Source organism: Mesorhizobium sp. WSM4806 (assembly GCF_055811635.1).
In genome coordinates, this window is sequence record NZ_JBVVQZ010000024.1 from 13,152 (window position 1) to 34,284 (window position 21,133).

The window sequence follows — 21,133 nt, forward strand, 5'->3', positions numbered from 1 at the left end:
GCTCTAGTCTCGATGGCCTAGTCAAAAGGTAGTAGTCTATGTCGATGAACTGGCAGTCGCGCAGGTCGGATTTGAACCCAACAGGCAGACTGCTAACTCACATTGCCTCCGCATCGGTGCTGGCTGCTACGCTGATATTTGAAACAAAAGCGTCAGCATACATCGGAGAAGGGTCGAGTTTCCTGGAATTTATTCCAGCTATTATTATCATTTCCTACCTTGAAGACCGTGGTCCTGCGCTTGCGGCGACGGTCCTGATGGTGGGTGCCGGCTTGTGGACACGAAGCACCCTGCATGGTCAGATCTCCGGAGAAGATTGGGCGCGCGCCATCCTGCTTCTGATTTCAGGTGGCGTGATTGCCATGACATTCCATCGGCTGCGGCAGGACGTGCGTGAGCTGCTGGAGGTAGCCGAAGCCAGGCTCGCTGCCGTCGAAGCAACCGAAAGCCGCTATCGTTGGGCTTTCGAGCGCGCCGCCATGGGGTTCGCAAACATCAACGAGAAAGGTGAGCTGCTGCAATCCAACAGACGCCTCAGCGAGATGACAGGCTACGAGGAGGACGAGCTTGCCCAATTGCAGCTGGAGACACTCGTTCACCCGGACGACCGTGATGCCTTGGCGCAATTGCTGGCTGGCCTGGGCAAAGACTCCGCTTCGTTCGCTTCGGAGGTGCGTCTGTCAAGAAAGAACGGTTCGGCATTCTGGGCGCGGCTAACGCTGTCTTTGTCCGTGCCCGACGGGGTTCTCTCAGAGACCATTTTCGTGGTGGTCGACGATATCTCGGGACGACGAGCCGTGCACGAAGCGCTTCGGGCTCAGAAGGAGTGGCTGGATCTCGCTTTGTCTGCTGGACGCCTGGCCACGTGGCGGATCGACCTTAAAGACGGCATCGTCACCGGTTCGGGCGCGTTCTGGGACATTCTCGGACTGCCTCCGGCCGGCAGCCGCCGGTTGGAGGAACTGTCGGCCGTCGTTCATCCGGCGGACTGGCCAAAGCTGGCCGTATCGAGAAAGCTCGCATCGGTCACCAACTACGACGTCGAGATTCGCGTCCGACGACCGGACGGACATATCCGCTGGGTTGCTCTGCGCGGAAGGGAAGAGAAATACGATGATCGTCTACAGCGGCTCGGCGTGGCCGCCGACCTGACCGAGCGACGGCAAACCACGCTGCTGCGTGCCGCGGCAAAGAAGCGGGAGCGCATCATGCTCGAGCAACGCCACAGGTTCATCAACCTGTTCCCGGTGATCACGGCACTGGTGAACATGGTCAATGATCCCGAGCACAATCTCGCCAGGTACAAGGAGACGCTCATCGACAGGATTCGTTCGCTCGAGGCAACGCATCTGCTCCTTTCGGGCAACAGCAGCGGGTCGGGGATGCTTCACGATCTCGTTGTCCAGGAGCTGCAACCGTATATGGGGACACGCGAAATATCTGTCGGCGGTCCTTCGGTTACGATGTCGGGAGGCGCCGCCGAGAGCTTTGCGATGATTGTTCACGAGCTTGCGACCAATTCCTTGAAACATGGAGCGCTTGGCGATTCAAAAGGCCGGATCGAGGTAAATTGGACGTTCGCCTCGGAAGATGCAGGCAGTGACATCGTGTTCGACTGGGTGGAATCAGGGCGGCGGCGGCGGCCTGCAAAAGTTGTCCGCCATGGTTTCGGTTCGATGATAATCGGAGTGGATGGGGCGCCGCTTGTCGGTCACTCTCCCAAGCTGGAAATGACGGATCACGGGCTGCGATATTCGCTGCGGCTGTCGCGCAAGGAAATCGGACCTTGACGCCATCGGAAGCGTTTAACAGCGCCCCTTGCGTATCAAAAGAACGTGGCGCTCTAATTAATTGATATCCCTCGTTAACCACGTCTTCAGCATAACGGCAGCCTCCGTCCGATTCCGCACCCCAAGCTCACGCAAAACGGCAGCGGCATGGATTTTCGTCGTCGCTTCGGCAATCTCCAGATCGCGCGCGATTTCCTTGTTCGAATAGCCTTCCGCCATCAGCTTCAGGACCTCCTTTTGCCTCGAGGTCAGCCTGCCAAGATTGCCGGTGGTGGTGCGTCGGTGCGGGACAGGCTCGGCGGGAGCAGGTATGTGAGGTGTTGGCGCAGCACCGGGGCGCGACAGAAGTGCAGGGACGTAGATGCGGCCCGAGAGGATTTCGTTGACGGCCATAACGACCTCCTCGTCTTTTTGCGACTTTACGATATAGCCGTGGAGACCGATCGACAGAGCCGTGAGTATCTCCGAGCGTGAATCGTTTCCGGAAACGATGGCAAATCGCGTATCCGGATAAGCCGACAGAATGCCGCTGAGCACTTCCTGATTGAACAATCCCGGCATGTTCAAGTCCAGGATCGCAAGATCAACGGACGCCTGCTCGGCCAGCAGACTGAGCGCGGCGTCGAAACACGACGCCTCGAATATCTCCACACCTGGAATGCCTGCGCTCAGAGCCAAGCGCAGGCCACGACGATACAGGCCGTGATCGTCGGCGATGACGATTCGATACATTGAACTACCCCAACGAAACCTGAATGGATTGAACGGTCACGGGCCTTTGGAGTCGTGGCCAATCACTCGTCAATTCATCCAGTCAACGCCAGCGGTGCCCCAACACCGCAAGCCCAGCTTGCTAATATAATCCTAAAAGGCAGGTAAGGCTCCTCTTTTTTTGAACCCTGTCAACGGGAGCCGCTGAACACGTCGAATCTTCCGTTCCTATCCTCCAGGACCATGTGCCAACGCCTTTGAGACGATGCCGATAACTCGCGATCGCAAATGCCCATGGCGAGGCGTGTTTTTCGATTGCCGATCGGGAACTTAGTGATTTAACTTCCACTCAATTGTCGGGCACTGCGACCCGGCAAGACAGGGAGGGAACTGTCGTGAGCGAAGAGATCAGTGTCGCCGAAGCCTACCGCAAAGGCCGCACCATCTTCATGGGGCTGGAGTTGCTCATCGCGCCCGGTGCGCTCGTTCCCCGGCCGGAGACGGAGTTGCTCGGCACGACAGCACTTGATGTTCTGCGGCAAATGAACCTGTCGGCGCCGCGGGTTGTCGACATGTGCTGCGGGGCCGGCAATCTGGCCTGCGCCATTGCGCATTACGCCCCTGCCGCGCAGGTCTGGGCGAGCGATCTCACCGATGGATGCGTCGAGGTCGCGCGCCGCAACGTCGCCCATCACGACATGGCAGATCGCGTGTCGGTGCTGAGGGGTGACTTGTTCAGTGCTTTCTCGGGCTTGCAACTCGACAGCACGATCGACGTGATCGTCTGCAACCCGCCATACATTTCGGAAAAGCGGCTCGAGGGCGACCGCGCGCATCTGACCGAGCTCGAGCCTCGTGAAGCGTTTGCAGCCGGCCCCTACGGCTTGAGCATCCATATGCGGGTGATCAAGGACGCGCCGCGCTACTTGCGGCGCGGAGGCATCCTGCTCTTCGAGGTCGGTCTCGGCCAGGACCGGCAGGTCATGCGTTTGCTGGAGCGCTCCAAGTCCTTCGAGGGGATCCGGGCGGTCACGAACGAAGCCGGCGAGGGAAGGGTGGTTGTGGGACATACCACGCCGTGAGCGTCAGCCATGCCGCAACGGCTGGCTCAATTCCCGGTGTTCACGCTTCTGGCGCGCTCCAGCAAAAAGCAAAAAAGGTGGCGCTTACTCGCGTCCCTGATCAGCTTTTTGGGCTTTTCTTGATTTATTCGGTGCTATTACAAGCCCGCTGTTGTCTGGGTTTGCGTCGGAGACAAAGCTGTATGCAAAGATATGTCCCCGGTTCTCGTCGGTCACTCGGATCCAATCCTTTTCCCACCTTCGCAGCGTAACATGTCGATCTGTCGACATGGCGGCGGCTTTGAAGGGGCTCGGCGCGTTGATGACACGCACCGTGATCACGTCGTCGCCCTCCATTTGTTCGACGAGGTACGTCTGCATAAAGGCCTCCCCAGCGCCACTGCAACCCTAACGTCAGTCAAAAAGTTCGGTTGCAGCGTAGCAAAGAGATTTCGACAAATGTGACGGACCGAAGAGGCGTGCGGGCGAGGGTTAGCCCTGGATCGACCAAGCGGCGCGCAGGTGGTTGGCTTGGGCGATCCTGACGCCACAAGCAGTCAGAGCGCCTCTGGTCGCTGTCACGAGCGCGGCATTGTCCTTGGCAGTCGTGCCATCGGCCAGGGTAAAATTGTTCTCGAAGCCGACGCGGGCATGACCGCCCAGCAGCGCACCGGCCGCAACGCAAGCGGTTTCCTGCCGACCGAAGGCACAGACCATCCAGTGCGCGAAGCGCGGGCGGTCCTGCGCAAGGAAGGGCAGCAGATCGGCCGGTCGCGAAACCTGTCCCGGCGTGTAGCGGCCGAGCACATAGAGCACCGGGATGTCGTCGAAAGGCACCAGCCCGCGCTGCTGCATGGCGGCCAGGGCCGACGCCTCTTCGGGCGCGTAAAGGATGATCTGAGGGGCGATCCGCTCGCTCTTCAACCACGCCAGGAACTGCGCGAAATCAGTCTCATGGGCAGCGTCCGGCACCAGTTCACGCAGCGCCAGCGAAACCGCCTCAGGGCGGGCAGCGCGCACCACCGCCATCTGCTCGGCCGGCTGGTAGCGGCCGATCGCTTCGCTGGTGATCTGGATGATCAGCCGCTCGCCCACCGCATCACGTATCGCTTTCGTCGTCTCGCGATAGGCGTGCGCGTCAAGCAAATGGCCGCCGTCGCGGTCGCGGACATGGGTATGGATCATGGCGGCGCCCGCCTCGAGGCAGGCGGCGGCAGTCCGGGCCAATTCCCAGGGGCCGATCGGCAGGGCAGGGTGGTCTTGCTTGCCACGCCGTCCACCATTCGGTGCAACGGCGATTGCCGTCGGTGCGATAAGTCCGGGGCCGGTCGCGTCCCTGTCGGCGGTCATAAGCTCAGTCCAATTGTTTCAAGTATTGCGCAGTGTGTAACATATGTTGCATGATAGGTTCGCTGCAAATCGCGCCATCGTCAATCGGGGAACGCATGACACACATCCTGCACCGCCAGATCCACGCGAGCCTGCCCGTCGCGGCTGGCGGCAAGGGCATCGAACTGTTCGACCGCGATGGCCGCGCCTATATCGACGCGTCAGGTGGCGCGGCGGTTTCCTGCCTCGGCCACGGCCATCCCGAGGTGACAGCCGCGCTCCATGCGCAGGCCGACAAGCTCGCCTATGCCCACACCAGCTTCTTCACCAACGAGCCGGCCGAGACATTGGCCGACAAGCTCGTCGCCGGCGCGCCACAAGGTATCAGCCACGGCTACTTCGTGTCCGGCGGCTCCGAAGCGGTGGAGGCGGCGCTCAAGATGGCCCGCCAGTTTTTCGTCGAGACCGGCAGGCCAGAGCGGCGAAACGTCATCGCCCGCCGCCAGAGCTATCACGGCAACACGCTCGGCGCTCTCGCTGCCGGGGGCAATGAGTGGCGCCGCGCCCAATTCCGCCCTTTGCTGATCGACACGCATCACATCGACCCATGCTATGCCTACCGCTACCAGAAAGCCGGTGAGAGCGAGGCGGCCTACGGACTGCGCGCCGCCCAGGCGCTCGAGGATAGAATTCTCGAACTCGGTCCGGACACTGTCATGGCCTTCGTCGCGGAACCTGTGGTCGGCGCGACAGCAGGAGCTGTGCCCGCGGTTCCCGGCTATTTCAGGCGCGTTCGCGAAATCTGCGACCGCTACGGTGTGCTCCTCATCCTCGATGAGGTGATGTGCGGCATGGGCCGCACCGGCACGCTGCACGCCTGCGAGCAGGACGGCGTCGCGCCCGACCTGATGACAATCGCCAAAGGGCTCGGTGGCGGCTACCAACCCATCGGTGCGGTGCTGCTTTCGCGCCGCATCTTCGACGCTTTCGCCGAAGGCTCCGGCTTCTTCCAGCATGGCCACACCTATATGTGCCACCCGATGGCCTGCGCGGCGGCGCTCGCCGTCCAGGAGGTGATTGCTCGCGACGATCTGCTTGCCAATGTCCGGGCGATGGGAGCGCATCTTTCGCGGCGACTGGGCGAACGGTTCGGCAACCATGCCCATATCGGCGACATTCGCGGGCGTGGCCTTTTCATGGGTGTAGAGTTGGTCGAGGATCGCTCGACCAAGGCGCCGTTCGAACCGAAGCGGAAGCTCAATGCGAAGATCAGGCGCGAGGCGATGGCGCGCGGCCTGCTGGTCTATCCCGCAGGGGGAACGATCGACGGCGTGCGCGGCGATCATGTGCTGCTGGCGCCGCCCTTCATCATAGACGCCGCGGCAATCGACGCGGTTGTCGAACGGCTCGGCGACGCGATAGACGCTGCAGTGGCATAGCGCCAGCGCTCTTCATTCCGGCAGATAGGCACCGAACGCCTGTAACTCCAGTTCCGTCTCCCTGACACGAGCCGCGGCTGCCGGCCCGCTGCGCGCCAGCATCGTTGCGGCCAGCGCTTCCACGATAGCCATGGCTGCGGCTACCGATGGGAAGAAGGACGGGCTGTCGGTAGAGAATCGCAAGACAACCTGCGCATGCCGCGCGATCGGAGCAGCCATGCTGTCGACGATCGCGACAATCGGAACGCTGTGTCGTTGCGCAGCCTCCACCACGGGCCCGAGTTCACGCGAATACGGCGAAAAGCCGATCGCGACGACCGCTTCCTTCTTTCCAAGCGCTGCGAGTTCCGCCTCGATCGCACCGCCGTCGCCGCCGAGCAGCGTGATCTCGCGCCGAAACATCCGGCAGAGATAGACAAGCGCGTGGGCGGGCGCGCGGCAGCTTCGGAACCCGGCGACACGTATGCGCTGAGCCTTCTCCAGTATCGCGCAGGCCCTTGCGATTTCTTCGCTGCCGTTGACGGCTTCGGCCGTCGCCAGATTGGCCACCGTCGTCCTCAGCGATTCGGCGAAGATCGTCTCCGACCTGCGCCTGACAAGCGCATCGGCCCTTGCCGCGAAAGGCGCCTTGCCGGAGCGCAGCCGGTCTTCGAACGGCTTGCGCAGCGCCGCCCAGTCGCCAAAACCCAGTCGCCGCGCCAGTCGCACGAAGGTCGTCGGTGTCACCTCTGATCTCGAGGCCAGCACCCGCATGGACACCAGCGCCACCTCGTCAGGGTGATCGACCAGGAAACGCGCCGCCTTGCGCAGTTCCGAGCTCAATTTTGGGAGTTCGGTCAGTATGCGCGCCAAAAGCGCGTCGAAACCCATCTCCCGACTGTCCATTGTAACAAGCATTTCCCTTGATTGATAAAGCGCAACAATCGTAGCATGCATCGACGTGCCTTGACACCAAAACACCGGACGGCCGCGACGGCACGCAAAGTACCAAGGGAGAACCAGATGAAACATGCCCGGACTGCACGCCTCGGAGCGCAGATCGCCGCCTTGTCGGCGGCGCTGCTGTTTTCGGCCAGCGCAATGGCGCAGCAGAATTTCGTTACCATCGGGACCGGTGGCGTCACCGGCGTCTACTATGCCGCCGGCGGCGCTATCTGCCGGTTGCTCAACAAGGATCGCAAGACACACGGCATCCGCTGCTCGGTCGAATCGACCGGCGGATCGGCATTCAACGTGAACACGATCAAGGAAGGCGAACTCGACTTCGGCATGGCCCAGTCGGACGTCCAGTACAACGCCTACAAGGGACTGGAATCATTCAAGGACGGTGGCCCCCATACCGACCTGCGCGCGGTCTTCTCGATCCATCCGGAGCCGTTCACGGTGCTGGCGCATCCCAATGCCGGCGTGACGAAGTTCGAGGATTTTAAGGGCAAGCGTTTCAACGTCGGCAATCCTGGTTCCGGGACGCGCGCTTCTATGGAGCGTCTGCTCGGTGCGATGGGCTGGACGTTGGCCGACTTTTCCCTCGCATCGGAGCTGAAGGCTGACGAGCACGGGCCGGCGCTCTGCGACGGCAAGATCGACGGGTTCTTCTACGGCGTCGGCCATCCTTCAGCGAACATCCAGGATCCGACGACCACCTGCGCCGCCAAGCTGGTGCCGTTGACTGGAGAAGTCGTGGACAAGCTTGTCGCCGAGAATCCGTACTACGCCAAGGCGATCATTCCGGGCGGACTCTACGCGAACAATCCCGACGATACCGGGACTTTCGGCGTGCTCGCCACGTTGGTCACTTCGGCCAAGGTTCCCGATGAGAGCGTCTATCAATTGACCAGGGCGGTGTTCGAGAACTTCGACGAGTTCAAGTCGCTGCATCCGGCCTTCGCCAATCTCGATCCCGCCAAGATGGTAGCGGAAGGAAATTCCGCGCCGCTGCATCCGGGCGCTGAAAAATACTTCAAGGAGAAGGGCTGGTTGAAGTAGGCTTCGTGACCTGACGACGGGCCGGCGGGTCCAGCTGATCCGCCGGGGCCATCCGCAACAGGAGACGACGTCATGAGCGAAGTGAAGGCACAACCGGCCGGCGTCGATCTCGAAGAGCTCGAACAACTTGTCGCGGAGGCCGACACGGGTGGCCGGCATCCGGCTGGAACGGTCGGGCGAATCCTGCTGTGGGTTGCAGTCGCGTGGTCGCTTTTCCAGCTCTGGTACGCTTCGCCTTTGCCGTTCGTGTTCGGCTTCGGCATCCTCAACGACACGGAAGCGCGCGCCATCCATCTCGGCTTTGCGCTGTTCTTGACCTTTCTCGCCTATCCGGCGCTAAGATCCTCGCCCCGCGATCACGTGCCGCTGCTCGACTGGGTGCTGGCCGTGGTCGGCGGATTTGCCGGCGCCTACCTTTTTCTCTTTTACGTCGTGCTTTCCGGACGGCCGGGCCAGCCGACCACGCTCGATCTGGTGACCGGCACCGTTGGCATCCTGTTGTTGCTCGAGGCGACGCGCCGTGCGCTCGGCCTGCCGATGGTTGTCGTGGCCTGTACCTTCATCTTCTACACCTTTGCCGGCCAGTACATGCCGGACGTGATTCAGCATCGCGGCGCATCGCTCACCAAGTTTCTCAACCATCAATGGCTGACGACCGAAGGCGTCTTCGGGATTGCACTTGGCGTGTCGACGAGTTTCGTCTTTCTGTTCGTCCTGTTCGGCACGCTTCTGGAAAAGGCAGGCGCCGGCAACTGGATGATGCAGATTTCCATCGCGCTGCTCGGCCACCTGCGCGGCGGCCCGGCGAAAGTCGCCGTGGTCTCATCGGCTCTCAACGGCGTCGTGTCCGGCTCGTCCGTCTCCAACGTGGTTTCAGGCGGCATCTTCACCATCCCGCTGATGAAGCGCACCGGCCTTTCCGGCGTCAAGGCGGGCGCCATCGAGGCTTCAGCCTCGATCAACGGCCAGATCATGCCGCCGGTCATGGGCGCGGCCGCCTTCCTGATGGTCGAATATGTCGGCATTCCCTATTCGGAGATCGTCAAGCACGCGCTGCTGCCGGCGGTCTTCTCCTATATCGCGCTGCTCTACATGGTTCATCTCGAAGCGATAAAGATGGGCCTGAAGACGATCCCGCAGCGTCCGACGCCGGCAAGAGAACGGATGCTGCGGATGGGACTGGGACTGTCGGGCAGCGTTCTCGCCGTCTGTATCGTCTATTACGGCATTGTTGCTATCCAGGCTGTCTTCGGTGGGGCCGCGCCGCCGGTGCTCGCAATCGCCGGCTTCGCTCTCTACGTCGCCTCGGTCTGGTATTCCTCGCGCTATCCGGATCTCGCGCTCGACGATCCGAACGCGCCAATCCTGGAACTGCCGCGCGCCTGGGACGTCACCCGGACCGGGCTCGACTTCCTCATCCCGATCGCGGTGCTTCTGTGGTGCCTGATGGTCGAGCAGATGTCGCCCGGCCTTTCGGCGTTCTGGGCGACCGTTTCAATCCTCGGGATCGTCGCCACCCGCAAGCCGCTGATGGCGGTGTTCCGTAAAGAAAATCTCGCCGCCTCAGTGCGGGCTGCCTGGGACGATCTGATCGACGGGCTGGCGCTCGGCGCCCGCAACATGATCGGCATCGGTATCGCCACGGCCACTGCCGGCATCGTCGTCGGCACGATCACGCTGACCGGTCTCGGCCTGATGATGACGGAACTCGTCGAGTTCATCTCCGGCGGCAATGTCATCCTGATGCTGATCCTCATCGCCGCGATCAGCCTTGTGCTCGGCATGGGCATCCCGACCACCGCAAACTACATTCTGGTCGCCACGCTGATGGCCCCGGTCGTGGTCGATCTCGGCGCGCAGGCCGGACTGCCAATCCCGCTGATCGCGGTCCACCTGTTCGTCTTCTACTTCGGCATCATGGCCGACATCACCCCGCCCGTCGGGCTGGCAGCGTTCGCGGCGGCGGCGATTTCCAAGGAGGATCCGATCGCCACCGGTTTCCAGGGCGCGCTCTATTCGCTGCGCACTGCGATCCTGCCGTTTGTTTTCATCTTCAATCCGGCGATCCTGCTGATCGGAGTCGACACCTGGCCGCAGACGATCTGGGTGGCAACGGTCTCGTTGATCGCCATCCTGCTGTTTTCGGCCGCGACCATGAACTGGTTCGTGACCAAAAGCCGCCTGTGGGAAAGTGCGGCGCTGCTGCTCATCTGCTTCACGCTGTTTCGGCCGGACTGGTGGCTCAACCAGGTGTCGCCGCCTTACGAGGAGTTGCCGGCGAGCGAGTTCCTGTCGGCGGTGGCTCAGACGCCGGCCGATGGCCGCATCAATTTCGTCGTCGAGGGTGTCGACCTCATGGGCGAGGATGTCCGCAAGACGGTCAACGTGCCGCTTGGCGAGCCGGGCGAGCCGCTGGAGCGGCTGCGCGGCATCGGCCTTACCATCACGCAAGCGGGCGACGCGCTGATGATCAGCAATGTCGATTTCGGATCCTACGCCAAGCGCATCGGGCTGGATGTCGGGTATGACGTGGTGGCGGTGCTCAGAAAGGCCGACCAGCCCTCGAGCCTCATTCCTATCGGCCTGGCGCTCGCTGCGACGGCCGGCGTCGCCGGGCTGCAGTTTGCGCGGGCGCGCAAGCAGGCCGACAGGAAGGAAACCGGGCCGGCAGGCTGAGACTGGAACGGTTGATACAGTTGGGAGGCGCCGGGAAAAACGCGTCAGTCGGCGGTCAGCACCACCTTGACGCTCTGCGAGCGGTCGGCGGCCAGGGCAAACGCATCGTAGGCCGAGGAGAGGGGGCGTTCGGCGGTCACCAGCTTTAGGACATCTATATCCCCGCTGACGATGAGGTCGACCGCCTCGTTGAATTCTGCGCCGAAACGAAACGTGCCGTTCAGATTGATTTCCTTGGCCATCACCGCATTGGCGGCCACCGGGATCTGACCACCCGGCAGATTGCCGACCTGAACGACCGTGCCGCCGCGCCGGACGCTGGCGATCGCCGCTGCGAGACCCGCGGCGGTGCCTGAAATCTCGAACGCGACATCGATCATCTTGTCGGCCGCGAGCGCCTTGAGTTCGTCGTCGCCGCCGAACAGGTTGATCGTCCTGTTTGCTCCAAGTTTGCTGGCGAAGGCGAGCGGCGCCTCGGCTATGTCGGCGACGGTGAGCTCGCCACAACCCTTGAGCCTGGCGGCGAGCATGGTCAGGAGCCCGATGGGGCCGGCGCCGATCAGGATGACGTTGCGGCCGGCAATGTCGCCGGCCCGCGCCACGGCATGCAGGCTGACGGCGAGCGGTTCGGCGAGCGCCGCCGCCTTGTAGGCGACAGCATGCGGGACTTTGATGCATTGCGCCGGCGTGGCATCGAACACGCTGGCAAAACCGCCTTGCATGTGCGGCGTTTTCGACGCCGAGCCCATGAAATAGATGTTTTCACAGAGATTGGCGCGGCCCTCTGCGCATCGGACGCATTGTCCGCACCAGCGCGACGGGTTGACCGCCACGCGACCACCGACGGCAAGTCCTGGCGCGTCCGCGTTGATTTCGACGATCTCTCCGGCGACCTCGTGGCCGAGCACGAGCGGCGACGTGACGACAAAGTCGCCGGTCCGCGCGTGGCGGAAATAGTGCAGGTCGGAACCGCAGATGCCGCCTGCGCCGAAGCGCACGCGCACCATTCCGGGCGCGAGGGGGCCGAGCGGATGCTCGACGACGCGCAGATCCTCAGGGCCAAAAAGCGTTGCGGCGATTGGACTGTCGATCAACGGATCAGCCCCATTTGCGTCGGCAGCCACAGCGTGATGGCGGGGACGAAGGTGATCAGGATCAGCGCGACGATCAGCGGCACGAGCCAGGGCAGAATTGCCATGGTGGTACGCTCGACCGACAGTTTTGCGACCCGCGAGAGGACGAACAGCACCATGCCGAGCGGCGGATGGAGCAGACCGATCATCAGATTGAGCGTCATGATCAGACCGAAATGCACCGGATCGATGCCGTAGAGAACCACGATCGGCAGGAGGATCGGCACAAGGATCGTGATGGCGGCGATCGTGTCGAGAAAACAACCGACGACCAGCATCAGGATGTTGACCAGGATCAGGAACACCCATTTGTTTTCGGTCAGCGATGTGATGAAGACCGAGAACAGCTGCGCCGCCTGGCTGACCGTGAGCAACCAGGCGAAGATCGACGCTGCGGTGACGATGAAAAGGACCGACGCCGTCGTCTCGATCGTGTCGAAACTGGCCTTGGCGAGGGCTGAAAGTGTCATCGTCCGATAACGCACAAGCCCGAGAAACAACGACCAGATGACGGCGGCCATGGCCGCTTCGGTCGGGGTGAACCAGCCCATGGTCATGCCGCCGATCAGGATGATCGGCGTCATCAGCGCCATGACGGCGGAAAAGTCGAAATACCAGTCGCAGGCGATCAGGACGACGAGCGCGATGCCAACGGCGATGTTGAGCGACAGTCCCATCTGGACAAGGACATAGACGGCCAGCGGAAAGCAGCACACGACGGCGACCTCGATCGAGGCGGCGGCGAGCCGGTTCAGTTTGAACGGTGTGTCCGAACCCCAGCCCCGGCGGTGGGCGAAGATCGCGACCGTCACCATCATCAGCGCCGTCATGACGACGCCGGGCAGGATGCCGGCCATGAACAGCGCGCCGATCGAGACGTTGGCCATCATGCCGTAGATGACGAAGGGCAGCGACGGCGGGAAGATCGGGCCGAGCGTCGAGGAGGCGGCGGTGACGCCGACCGCCGCCTCGACGGGATAGCCGTGGTCCTTCATCGCCTTGATCTCGATGGTGCCGATGCCGGCGGCGTCGGCAAGGGCTGCGCCCGACATGCCGGCGAAGACCACCGATCCGATGATGTTCACCTGCGCGAGGCCGCCCTTCATCCAGCCGACAAGCGCCAGCGCGAAGGAATAGATCCGCCCGGTGACACCGGCGATGTTCATGAGGTTGCCGGCAAAGATGAAGAACGGCACGGCAAGCAGCGGAAAGCTCTCGACACCGGCGATCATGCGCTGCGCGGCGATGATGTCAGGCGCCACGCCATAGAAGACGAGATAGAGCAGCGACGACACCGCCATCGACACAGCGACAGGCACGCCGACCAGCATCAGGACGAGAAAGGCTCCGATCAGAAGCAGCATGGCCTATTCCCCCAATCCGTCGAACGCGGCGGGGCGCTCCAGCGCCGAGTAGCCACGGCGAATGTTGCCGATGAAGACCTGGATGGCGCGCAGCATCATCAGCACGAAACCGGCGAAGACGGCGTAGAAGACGACGTTGCGCGGCAGGTTGATGGTGACCATCCGCTCGCGGTGGACGATCCCGACATAGCGCCAGAGGAGCCAGGACATGTAGGCGAAGAAGCAAATGGTAATCACATTGACCGCGAGCGCCAGGTAGCGCCCGGCCCCAGCGGGGAGATAGTGATAGAGCACGTCGACGTGGATGTGGCGCGTGGTGCGCGTGCACATGACCGAGCCCAGGAAGACCACGACGACGAGGCAGTTGATGGCGATCTCCTCGGTCCAGGCAAAACTGTTGTTCATGACGTAGCGCGTAAAGAACTGCAGGAACACGCAGAACGACATGCCCCAGAACACGGCGAGCGTGACCCAGTCCTCCACCGCGTATCGCGACAGATCGATGGGCGGCGCTTCTTCCTCGAAGGCATGCGCCAGTTCTTCTGCTGTAACCTGGGTGTGGACCTCTTGGGTCATCGGCAAGCTCCGGGCACTGTTGGACAGCGGGCTCGACAGACCCGACGCGCTTGTCGCGCCGGGCCCGGATCGATGCGGCTTACTTGACGGCGCGGATCGCCTCCCAATCCTCCTTGCGGTAGCCGAACTCCTCGAACGTCACCTTCTCCATCACGTTCTTTTCGAAATCGGCGCGATCGACTTCGGTGACGGTGAGACCGCGCTCCTTGAAGGTTTCGACCAAAGCCTTCTCGCGATCGACGATGATCTTGGTCGCTCGCGCGGCGGCTTCCTGCATCACCTCGGTGAAGATCGCCTTGTCCTCGTCCGACAATTGCGACCAGCGCGATTGCGACACGAGCGTGTTGAGATGATCGACGATGTGCCCGGTCAGGATAATGTGCTTTTGCACTTCGTAGAATTTTTTGGCGTCGATCGTCGTCAGCGGGTTTTCCTGCGCTTCCACCGTACCCTGCTGCAAGGCGAGATAGACCTCGGCGAAGGCGATCGGCGCGGTGTTGGCACCGCAGGCGCGCGGCATGGCGAGATAGGCCGGCACATCAGGCACGCGGATCTTCAGGCCCTGCATGTCGGCGCATTTCTCGATCGGCCGGTTGGAGGTCGTGTGACGCGTGCCGTAGTAGGTGGTCGCGGTGATGTGATGGCCGGAGGCCTCTTCGAAGCCGGCGGTCAACTCCTTGTATTTGGCGCTCTTGGTGTAAGCGAGCAGGTGATCCGCGTCGCGGAAAGTGAACGGGAAGTAGGTCACGCCGATCGGCGGGTATTCGCGGGCGGCGAAGCTCGATCCGGAGATGATGATGTCGACCGTGCCGAGGGTCAGCCCCTGGTTGATGTCGGCTTCCTTGCCGAGTTGCGAAGCCGGGAAGACGTCGATCGTATAGCGGCCGTCGGTGCGCTTCTTGATCTCCTCTGCCGCCCACACCGACTCGGTGTGGAAGGGTTCGGACGTTTCGTAGACATGGGCCCATTTCAGCGCGGTTTGTGCAGAGGCCGAAGCCATGGGCAGAGCGATTGCGGCGATCGTGCCGAGCAGAACGGCGTATTTCCTCAACATCATATTCCTCCCTGTGAATGGATTGACGGTGCCGACAGGACCCTCCCGGTCGGCTGACTCCTATCCCGCGACCTCCCTGGCCGCGGATTTCTCACCGAAATTGCGTGAGAATCTCAGTTGCGACTGACGCAGATGTTCTTGCATGGCGGCCTTGGCCCGTTCAGGGTCGCGCGCCGCGATCGCGTCGCGCACGGCGCGATGCTCCTCCGCGGCGGCCCGCCAGGACTCCCTGTTCTCGAAATAGCTCGACAGGCGTTCGAAACATGGGTTCATGCGCTGGTCGAAGAGCTCGCCAATGCAGCGCACCAGCACGGCGTTTCCGAGAATGCCCGCCACTATCGTATGGAACTCGCGGTCGAGCGCGATCGTCATCCTGGTCGGGCGAGGTATGTCCTCCATGCGGCGCAGCACGTCGTCCATATGTTCGATGTCGATCGGCCGGGCATGGAGGGCGGCTTCGGCGGCGATCGCCCCTTCGATGAACTCGCGCGCCCGCAACAGCTCGAACGGGCCTTCATCCATTTCTGCCGTCAAAATTTCGGCGCGCGGCGGTTCGGTGACGTAGATGCCCGAGCCGACGCGAATGCGTATGCGCCCCTCGACCTCGAGCGCGATCAGCGCTTCACGGACGGTCGGGCGGGAGATGCCAAGCTGATCGGCCAGCTCGCGCTCGGTCGGCAGCCGATCGCCGACTGCGAACTCACCCGCGTCGATCAGCTGCCTGAGCTGATCGGCGATCTGTCGGTAAAGTCGACGCGGTTCAACGGCCTGGATCGGCATTGTTACCCAGTTCTACTTCAACGGAATCATCTGGCAGATCCCGGATCGGTAAATTGGTCTGACCTATTGATCGAAACCTGCCGCGAAAAAGGCTGAGAGTCAAGTAGCAGAGAACGCCGATGGGAACCCATTCTCCGTGACTTTCTTGCAAACGACGGATCGGCCATGGCTGGACGGCAACTCTTGAACTTCCAGCAGCTGGAAGGATTATCGCGTGGTTTCCGCCGGCGGACAGCCGAATTATTTCACCATCAACGGCCGCGCCTATCCTTCGAGGGACACGATCAGGATGAAAGTCGGCGAAACTCTGAAAGTGCGCTTCATCGGCACCAATGTGCCACTTATGGCAGCGGATCATGCAGAGGCGACTTCCGGCACCGTAGCATATCTCACCTGCGCAATGAGTATAGACTGAGAGGGGCGCCAGGGCAGCTAGGGGAGCCGTGTCATCGAGCCAGTGGATAGGCCTGCGGCGACTTCCGATATGCCTCTTCACAACGCGGCGAACAAAACCATGGCCCTTCTGGGGCGGCCCGTCGATAGGATGCATACGGAGCATGCATCTTGCACACTGGATCGATCCAGGCCGGGTCAGGCGAGGGGGCAAGTTCGATCTCGTAAAGAGGGATTTCATCAGCTACCGACCGCAGCGCCACCTCTCCAAGATCCCGCACCAAGATGCCTTTGGCGGCAGCGGCGTCGGCAATGGGTTGAGTCGCAAGCAATTGACCGGGGGACGCAAGCGCAGCAATACGTGCCGCTATGTTGACGGTCGATCCAAACAGATCACCTGCCCTGCGGATGACCGGTCCATGGTTCAGCGCCGACCGGGTGAGCGGAAGGCGCGGTTCTTCCCGGCATGCCTGCAACAGCGTTCCAAGCGCCTGGATCGCTAACTCCGGCTCCGGAAACGAGAGCATCGCTTCATCCCCGATCCACTTGATCGGAGGCTCGTAGCCAGCAAGCGCCTCGCGGACCATGCTCTCGAAAATCTCGAGCACATCGATTGCCGCTGCATCTCCATAAACGTCCGCGATGGCGCTAAAGCCCGCAAGATCGATGAATGCCACCGTAGCCGAAGCGCCGACGGAACTCTGCGTCTGGCTCATATCCCTGTCCATGCGAAGTTATTTAGCGCCTGTAACACGGTTTCGCGAATCTCGGACGCGATCGTCAGCGCTCCAGGGCGTCGGTACGCCACACCGCAGACCTCCCTTCGAGTGAAATTGGAGAAGGCGTTAGCCGCCTGTTTCCTCGGGAACACTTTGGTCTCGCAAAGTGTTTTGCCGCGTGGCAAAGGCGAAAGGGAGCGTGAACATGCGCGCAGTCATCATTGGTGCAGGCATCGCCGGACTTGCAGTTGCCAGGGGCCTGCGACTCCTCGGATGGGAGACCGAGATTTACGAGCAGGCGAGCGAACTGAAACCTCTGGGTGCGGGTCTCAGTCTCAGCGCCAATGCGCTTCGTGCCCTTCGTACGCTCGGCCTATATGAAGCGGTTGTGGCCGAGGCGCAGCCAATACACAGACTCGACCTTCTCGACGACAAGGGACAAGTTCTCCAATCCACGGATTTTCAGCGCTTCAGTCAGCTATATGGTCACCTCAGCATGGCCGTGCTGCACCGTGGCGATCTCCACAAGGCCCTTCTTTCGGAACTACCGCGTTCTGTCATCCGCACCGACATGGAATGCGTGGATGCACGGCAGGTTGGTGAGAATATTGCCCTGCGCTTCGCAAATGGGGAGATTGTGGAAAGCGAGCTGGTGCTCGCTTGCGATGGCATTCACTCCGCGGTTCGTAGGGCGCTGTTTCCGCAGTCGCGCGAGCATTTCGCCCGCTACACCTGCTGGCGCGCCATCGCGCCCGGTTTCCCGCAAGGAATGGACCCGACGCGTCTTACCGAAAGCTGGGGGGCCGGAAAACGCATCGGCCTGGCCGCGATCCCCGGCGAAAGGATCTACTGGTTTGCTTGCTGTGGCGCGAATCACCGGGACGACCCCAAGCTGGCTCAGGCCGATCTTGCAGAAGTGCAGGCGATGTTTTCCGGATTTCACGAGCCAGTCCCGGAGGTCCTTGATCGGACACCGGCGGACTCGCTGATCTGGACGGATATACTCGATCTCGATCCAATGCCCTCGTTTACGCACGGAAAGGCGGTTTTGCTTGGCGACGCCGCGCATGCGGTGACGCCCGATCTAGGACAAGGAGCCGGACTTGCGATCGAAGACGCGGCCGTTCTTGCAGCGTTGTTCGGGCGGCTTCCGACCGACCGGGCCATCCGCGAGTATGACAAGCGCCGTCTCAGCAGGGCACATAGGGTCGCGGCTGAATCGCGCCTCTATGCGAAAGTGGCGCAGTGGCAGAACCCGCTTGTCGTCCCGCTACGCAACTTGCTGGTAAAGAGCATACCGGAGCGTTTCATGGACCGGCAGCTCGAGGCGGTTCTCGATATCGATTTCGAGCCTGTCAGGAACGCCGCCTAGCGCCGGCGATTAAACGCACACCAATCGTCCAATTTTTCTTGTCGGCGGCATAGTGGCCAAGGCCCTGGCGGCAGGTGAAGGGGCGCCCATCTCATCCTGCGGCAGCCCACAGGGGGACACGCTGGCCATATCGCGGCGGAAGTAAGCGATCATTTTGCAGAAAGCCACTTGACCTTCCAGTAACTGGAAACCGTAGGTGGAAGGGGAGTTGCCCATTTAGGAGTGCCCCATGATCGACCGTCACGATGATGCCACCCACACCGACGCATCGCATGGCTCGTGCTGTTCCTCGCACGCGCCGGCCGCTGCCTCAATCGTCGTCACTCGCGATCCAGTGTGCGGCATGACAGTCGATCCAGCGGCGGGAAAGCCGTCAGCGACCTTGGGCGGCCACAGCTATCATTTCTGTTCGGAAGGCTGCCGGACCAAGTTCCAGAAGGAGCCAGAAGCCTTTCTGAATGCAACCGATCCGGTTTGCGGGATGAAAGTCGAGCGCTCCACGGCGAAGCATTTCGTGCGGCATGAGGGCAAGGGTTTTTACTTCTGCTCCGCCGGGTGCAAAGCCAAGTTCGAGGCCGATCCTCAGAAATATCTGAGCGGCCAGCCAGCGCCGGAGCCGATGCCGAAGGGCACGCAATATACTTGCCCGATGCATCCCGAGATTGTCCGCGACAAGCCCGGCTCCTGCCCGATCTGCGGCATGGCGCTGGAGCCGATGGGCGTGCCGACCGGCGACGAAGGTCCCAATCCGGAACTCGTCGACTTCACCCGCCGCTTTTGGGTAAGTGCCGTCCTGTCGATCCCGCTGCTTCTGATCACCATGGGACCGATGCTGGGCCTGCCGTTCCGCGACTGGCTCGGCGAACATCCGGCAGCCTGGATTGAGTTGGCGCTGGCGACCCCGGTGGTGCTCTGGGCGGCGATCCCCTTCTTCCATCGCGGCTGGGAGTCGATCGTCAACCGCAGTCCGAACATGTGGACGCTGATCTCGATCGGCGTCGGCACGGCCTATGTCTACAGCGTCGTGGCGACGTTATTCCCCAATCTCTTCCCGCACCAGTTTCGCGGCCACGGTGGCACGGTTCCGGTCTATTTCGAGGCAGCCGCAGTAATCGTCGCGCTGGTCTTTCTCGGCCAGGTGCTGGAGTTGAAGGCAAGGGAGCGCACCGGCTCGGCGATCCGCGCGCTTCTCGACTTGGCGCCGAAGACGGCCAGGCGAATTGCGGCGGACGGTTCGGAGGCAGACGTGCCGCTCGATGAAGTCAAGGCCGGCGAGCGGCTCCGCGTGCGGCCCGGCGACAGTGTGCCGGTCGACGGCACGGTGCTCGAAGGCCGCTCCTCGGTCGACGAATCGATGCTGAGCGGCGAACCTGTCCCCGTCGAGAAGACGCAAGGCGACTTTGTGACCGGCGGCACGCTCAACAAGAACGGAACGCTGGTCATGCGCGCCGAAAAGGTCGGCGCCGATACGATGCTGTCGCGCATCGTCGAAATGGTTGCCAAGGCGCAGCGCAGCAGAGCGCCCATCCAGGGACTTGCCGACCGCGTCTCCTATTACTTCGTGCCTACTGTCGTTCTGGTCGCCATCGTCGCCTTCATCGTCTGGGCCATCTATGGGCCTCAGCCGAGCATGGTCTTCGCCATCGTTTCGGCCGTCTCGGTGCTGATCATCGCCTGTCCCTGCGCGCTTGGGTTGGCGACGCCAATGTCGATTATGACCGCCACGGGACGCGGCGCGCAGGCTGGCGTGCTGATCAAGGAGGCCGAAGCGCTGGAGCGCTTCTCCAAGGTCGACACGCTGATCGTCGACAAGACCGGCACGCTGACCGAGGGCAAGCCCAAGTTGACCGACGTCGTCGGGTTCGATGGCTTTGACGAGGCCGAACTTCTCGGCCTTGCCGCCAGCCTAGAGAAGGGTTCGGAGCACCCGCTTGCCGAGGCGATCGTCGATGGCGCGCGGGAGCGCGGCGCGACCGTCGAAGACGCAGCGGATTTCGAGGCCGTCACGGGCAAGGGCGTCACGGGAACGGTCAAGGGCCGCGCCGTTTCGCTCGGCAATCAGGCGCTGATGGACGATCTGGGCATCGGCCTGGAGGTGGCGAAGGAGCGTGCCGACGCGCTGCGTTCCGACGGCAAGACGGTGATGTTCGTCGCGGCCGACGGCAGGCTTGCCGGTTTCGTCGCCGTGGCCGATCCGATCAAGGCGACGACGGTGGAAGCGATCCGCGCCCTGCACGACAGCGGGCTCAGGATCATTATGGCGACGGGCGACAACGAGCGCACAGCGAAAGCGGTGGCGGCGAAGCTCGGCATCGACGAGGTGCGCGCCGACATGCTGCCGGAGAGCAAGAAGGCGCTGATCGACGAACTGCATGCGAAGGGCGCGGGCGTCGCGATGGCCGGCGACGGCGTGAACGACGCACCGGCGCTGGCGGCGGCCGATATCGGCATCGCGATGGGAACCGGCGCCGACGTGGCGGTCGAGAGCGCCGGCATCACGTTGGTCAAAGGCGACCTCAACGGCATCGTCCGGGCGCGGCGGCTGTCGCAGGCGACGATCCGCAATATCAAGCAGAACCTGTTCTTCGCCTTCGTCTACAACGCACTCGGCGTGCCGGTAGCGGCGGGCATCCTCTACCCGATCTTCGGCACGCTGCTGTCACCGATGATCGCGGCAGCGGCAATGAGCCTTTCGTCGGTTTCCGTGATCGGAAACGCGCTGCGACTTCGTTCCTTGAAGCTTTGAGGTC

The 21,133-nt window shown here is 62.3% G+C and carries 18 protein-coding genes; 8 read left to right on the top strand and 10 right to left on the bottom strand.

Going from position 1 to position 21,133, the window contains the following annotated elements; genetic code table 11:
- The first annotated feature begins 38 nt into the window (after positions 1 to 38).
- On the top strand, positions 39 to 1,790 hold the full coding sequence (locus AC0L2M_RS29465; protein WP_288141870.1) for a PAS domain S-box protein: 1,752 nt from the start codon (positions 39 to 41) through the stop codon (positions 1,788 to 1,790).
- Positions 1,791 to 1,847: 57 nt separating this feature from the next.
- On the opposite strand, the gene AC0L2M_RS29470 is transcribed toward AC0L2M_RS29465, so the two are convergent.
- On the bottom strand, positions 1,848 to 2,522 hold the full coding sequence (locus tag AC0L2M_RS29470; RefSeq protein WP_128244923.1) for a LuxR C-terminal-related transcriptional regulator: 675 nt from the start codon (positions 2,520 to 2,522) through the stop codon (positions 1,848 to 1,850).
- A gap of 374 nt (positions 2,523 to 2,896) precedes the next feature.
- On the opposite strand from AC0L2M_RS29470, the gene AC0L2M_RS29475 reads away from it, so the two are divergent.
- Positions 2,897 to 3,583, top strand: coding sequence for a N5-glutamine methyltransferase family protein (locus tag AC0L2M_RS29475; protein ID WP_473536605.1), 687 nt, complete (start codon positions 2,897 to 2,899; stop codon positions 3,581 to 3,583).
- An 84-nt stretch (positions 3,584 to 3,667) separates the two neighbouring features.
- Here AC0L2M_RS29475 and AC0L2M_RS29480 read toward each other — a convergent pair whose 3' ends face one another.
- Together AC0L2M_RS29480 and AC0L2M_RS29485 are read right to left on the bottom strand one after the other, a co-directional pair.
- Complete coding sequence (locus tag AC0L2M_RS29480) at positions 3,668 to 3,943, bottom strand: hypothetical protein (protein WP_198032602.1); 276 nt, start codon at positions 3,941 to 3,943, stop codon at positions 3,668 to 3,670.
- 111 nt (positions 3,944 to 4,054) lie between these two features.
- Positions 4,055 to 4,912: a beta-keto acid cleavage family enzyme gene (locus tag AC0L2M_RS29485; RefSeq protein ID WP_473536607.1), complete on the bottom strand. Its 858-nt coding sequence runs from the start codon at positions 4,910 to 4,912 to the stop codon at positions 4,055 to 4,057.
- A 95-nt stretch (positions 4,913 to 5,007) separates the two neighbouring features.
- On the opposite strand from AC0L2M_RS29485, the gene AC0L2M_RS29490 reads away from it, so the two are divergent.
- Positions 5,008 to 6,330 carry an aspartate aminotransferase family protein gene (locus tag AC0L2M_RS29490; protein WP_473536608.1) on the top strand — a complete coding sequence of 441 codons (1,323 nt, stop codon included), beginning with the start codon at positions 5,008 to 5,010 and terminating at the stop codon, positions 6,328 to 6,330.
- Positions 6,331 to 6,342: 12 nt separating this feature from the next.
- Here AC0L2M_RS29490 and AC0L2M_RS29495 read toward each other — a convergent pair whose 3' ends face one another.
- On the bottom strand, positions 6,343 to 7,215 hold the full coding sequence (locus AC0L2M_RS29495; protein WP_198032801.1) for a MurR/RpiR family transcriptional regulator: 873 nt from the start codon (positions 7,213 to 7,215) through the stop codon (positions 6,343 to 6,345).
- Between the two features lie 117 nt (positions 7,216 to 7,332).
- Here AC0L2M_RS29495 and AC0L2M_RS29500 point away from each other — a divergent pair, with 117 nt between their 5' ends.
- Both AC0L2M_RS29500 and AC0L2M_RS29505 read left to right on the top strand, forming a co-directional pair.
- The gene (locus AC0L2M_RS29500) at positions 7,333 to 8,316 is read left to right on the top strand and encodes a TAXI family TRAP transporter solute-binding subunit (RefSeq protein ID WP_023798563.1); all 984 of its coding nucleotides are present in this window, start codon (positions 7,333 to 7,335) and stop codon (positions 8,314 to 8,316) included.
- A 72-nt stretch (positions 8,317 to 8,388) separates the two neighbouring features.
- On the top strand, positions 8,389 to 10,992 hold the full coding sequence (locus AC0L2M_RS29505; protein WP_473536609.1) for a TRAP transporter permease: 2,604 nt from the start codon (positions 8,389 to 8,391) through the stop codon (positions 10,990 to 10,992).
- A gap of 44 nt (positions 10,993 to 11,036) precedes the next feature.
- On the opposite strand, the gene AC0L2M_RS29510 is transcribed toward AC0L2M_RS29505, so the two are convergent.
- From AC0L2M_RS29510 to AC0L2M_RS29530, 5 genes are all read right to left on the bottom strand, one after another.
- The gene (locus tag AC0L2M_RS29510; protein WP_473536610.1) at positions 11,037 to 12,086 is read right to left on the bottom strand and encodes an L-idonate 5-dehydrogenase; all 1,050 of its coding nucleotides are present in this window, start codon (positions 12,084 to 12,086) and stop codon (positions 11,037 to 11,039) included.
- Positions 12,083 to 13,489: a TRAP transporter large permease gene (locus AC0L2M_RS29515; RefSeq protein ID WP_287260309.1), complete on the bottom strand. Its 1,407-nt coding sequence runs from the start codon at positions 13,487 to 13,489 to the stop codon at positions 12,083 to 12,085. Before AC0L2M_RS29515 ends, AC0L2M_RS29510 begins: the two co-directional genes overlap by 4 nt.
- A gap of 3 nt (positions 13,490 to 13,492) precedes the next feature.
- Positions 13,493 to 14,065 carry a TRAP transporter small permease gene (locus AC0L2M_RS29520; protein WP_023798555.1) on the bottom strand — a complete coding sequence of 191 codons (573 nt, stop codon included), beginning with the start codon at positions 14,063 to 14,065 and terminating at the stop codon, positions 13,493 to 13,495.
- A gap of 79 nt (positions 14,066 to 14,144) precedes the next feature.
- Positions 14,145 to 15,119 carry a sialic acid TRAP transporter substrate-binding protein SiaP gene (locus tag AC0L2M_RS29525; RefSeq protein WP_023798554.1) on the bottom strand — a complete coding sequence of 325 codons (975 nt, stop codon included), beginning with the start codon at positions 15,117 to 15,119 and terminating at the stop codon, positions 14,145 to 14,147.
- A 60-nt stretch (positions 15,120 to 15,179) separates the two neighbouring features.
- Positions 15,180 to 15,899 (bottom strand): FadR/GntR family transcriptional regulator, encoded by a 720-nt coding sequence (locus AC0L2M_RS29530; RefSeq protein WP_473536612.1) that lies wholly within the window; start codon positions 15,897 to 15,899, stop codon positions 15,180 to 15,182.
- Between the two features lie 214 nt (positions 15,900 to 16,113).
- On the opposite strand from AC0L2M_RS29530, the gene AC0L2M_RS29535 reads away from it, so the two are divergent.
- Entirely contained in the window at positions 16,114 to 16,314 is a 201-nt protein-coding gene (locus AC0L2M_RS29535) for a hypothetical protein (RefSeq protein WP_473536661.1), read from the top strand.
- Positions 16,315 to 16,345: 31 nt separating this feature from the next.
- Here the strand turns inward: AC0L2M_RS29535 and AC0L2M_RS29540 are convergent, their stop codons facing one another.
- Positions 16,346 to 17,008: a hypothetical protein gene (locus tag AC0L2M_RS29540; protein ID WP_236391751.1), complete on the bottom strand. Its 663-nt coding sequence runs from the start codon at positions 17,006 to 17,008 to the stop codon at positions 16,346 to 16,348.
- Positions 17,009 to 17,216: 208 nt separating this feature from the next.
- On the opposite strand from AC0L2M_RS29540, the gene AC0L2M_RS29545 reads away from it, so the two are divergent.
- Together AC0L2M_RS29545 and AC0L2M_RS29550 are read left to right on the top strand one after the other, a co-directional pair.
- Positions 17,217 to 18,383, top strand: coding sequence for an FAD-dependent monooxygenase (locus AC0L2M_RS29545; protein WP_473536613.1), 1,167 nt, complete (start codon positions 17,217 to 17,219; stop codon positions 18,381 to 18,383).
- Between the two features lie 229 nt (positions 18,384 to 18,612).
- A complete protein-coding gene (locus AC0L2M_RS29550) occupies positions 18,613 to 21,129 on the top strand; it encodes a heavy metal translocating P-type ATPase (protein WP_473536615.1) in 2,517 nt (838 codons plus the stop codon).
- Positions 21,130 to 21,133 lie beyond the last annotated feature (4 nt).

Excerpts from the sequence above, each read along its gene's own strand:
- AC0L2M_RS29490 (WP_473536608.1), top strand. The coding sequence starts at position 5,008 with ATGACACACATCCTGCACCGCCAGATCCACGCGAGCCTGCCCGTCGCG.
- AC0L2M_RS29540 (WP_236391751.1), bottom strand. The coding sequence starts at position 17,008 with ATGAGCCAGACGCAGAGTTCCGTCGGCGCTTCGGCTACGGTGGCATTC.
- AC0L2M_RS29525 (WP_023798554.1), bottom strand. The coding sequence starts at position 15,119 with ATGTTGAGGAAATACGCCGTTCTGCTCGGCACGATCGCCGCAATCGCT.
- AC0L2M_RS29505 (WP_473536609.1), top strand. The coding sequence starts at position 8,389 with ATGAGCGAAGTGAAGGCACAACCGGCCGGCGTCGATCTCGAAGAGCTC.
- AC0L2M_RS29545 (WP_473536613.1), top strand. The coding sequence starts at position 17,217 with ATGCGCGCAGTCATCATTGGTGCAGGCATCGCCGGACTTGCAGTTGCC.
- AC0L2M_RS29465 (WP_288141870.1), top strand. The coding sequence starts at position 39 with ATGTCGATGAACTGGCAGTCGCGCAGGTCGGATTTGAACCCAACAGGC.
- AC0L2M_RS29495 (WP_198032801.1), bottom strand. The coding sequence starts at position 7,215 with ATGGACAGTCGGGAGATGGGTTTCGACGCGCTTTTGGCGCGCATACTG.
- AC0L2M_RS29550 (WP_473536615.1), top strand. The coding sequence starts at position 18,613 with ATGATCGACCGTCACGATGATGCCACCCACACCGACGCATCGCATGGC.
- AC0L2M_RS29485 (WP_473536607.1), bottom strand. The coding sequence starts at position 4,912 with ATGACCGCCGACAGGGACGCGACCGGCCCCGGACTTATCGCACCGACG.
- AC0L2M_RS29500 (WP_023798563.1), top strand. The coding sequence starts at position 7,333 with ATGAAACATGCCCGGACTGCACGCCTCGGAGCGCAGATCGCCGCCTTG.
- AC0L2M_RS29530 (WP_473536612.1), bottom strand. The coding sequence starts at position 15,899 with ATGCCGATCCAGGCCGTTGAACCGCGTCGACTTTACCGACAGATCGCC.
- AC0L2M_RS29515 (WP_287260309.1), bottom strand. The coding sequence starts at position 13,489 with ATGCTGCTTCTGATCGGAGCCTTTCTCGTCCTGATGCTGGTCGGCGTG.
- AC0L2M_RS29480 (WP_198032602.1), bottom strand. The coding sequence starts at position 3,943 with ATGCAGACGTACCTCGTCGAACAAATGGAGGGCGACGACGTGATCACG.
- AC0L2M_RS29520 (WP_023798555.1), bottom strand. The coding sequence starts at position 14,065 with ATGACCCAAGAGGTCCACACCCAGGTTACAGCAGAAGAACTGGCGCAT.
- AC0L2M_RS29470 (WP_128244923.1), bottom strand. The coding sequence starts at position 2,522 with ATGTATCGAATCGTCATCGCCGACGATCACGGCCTGTATCGTCGTGGC.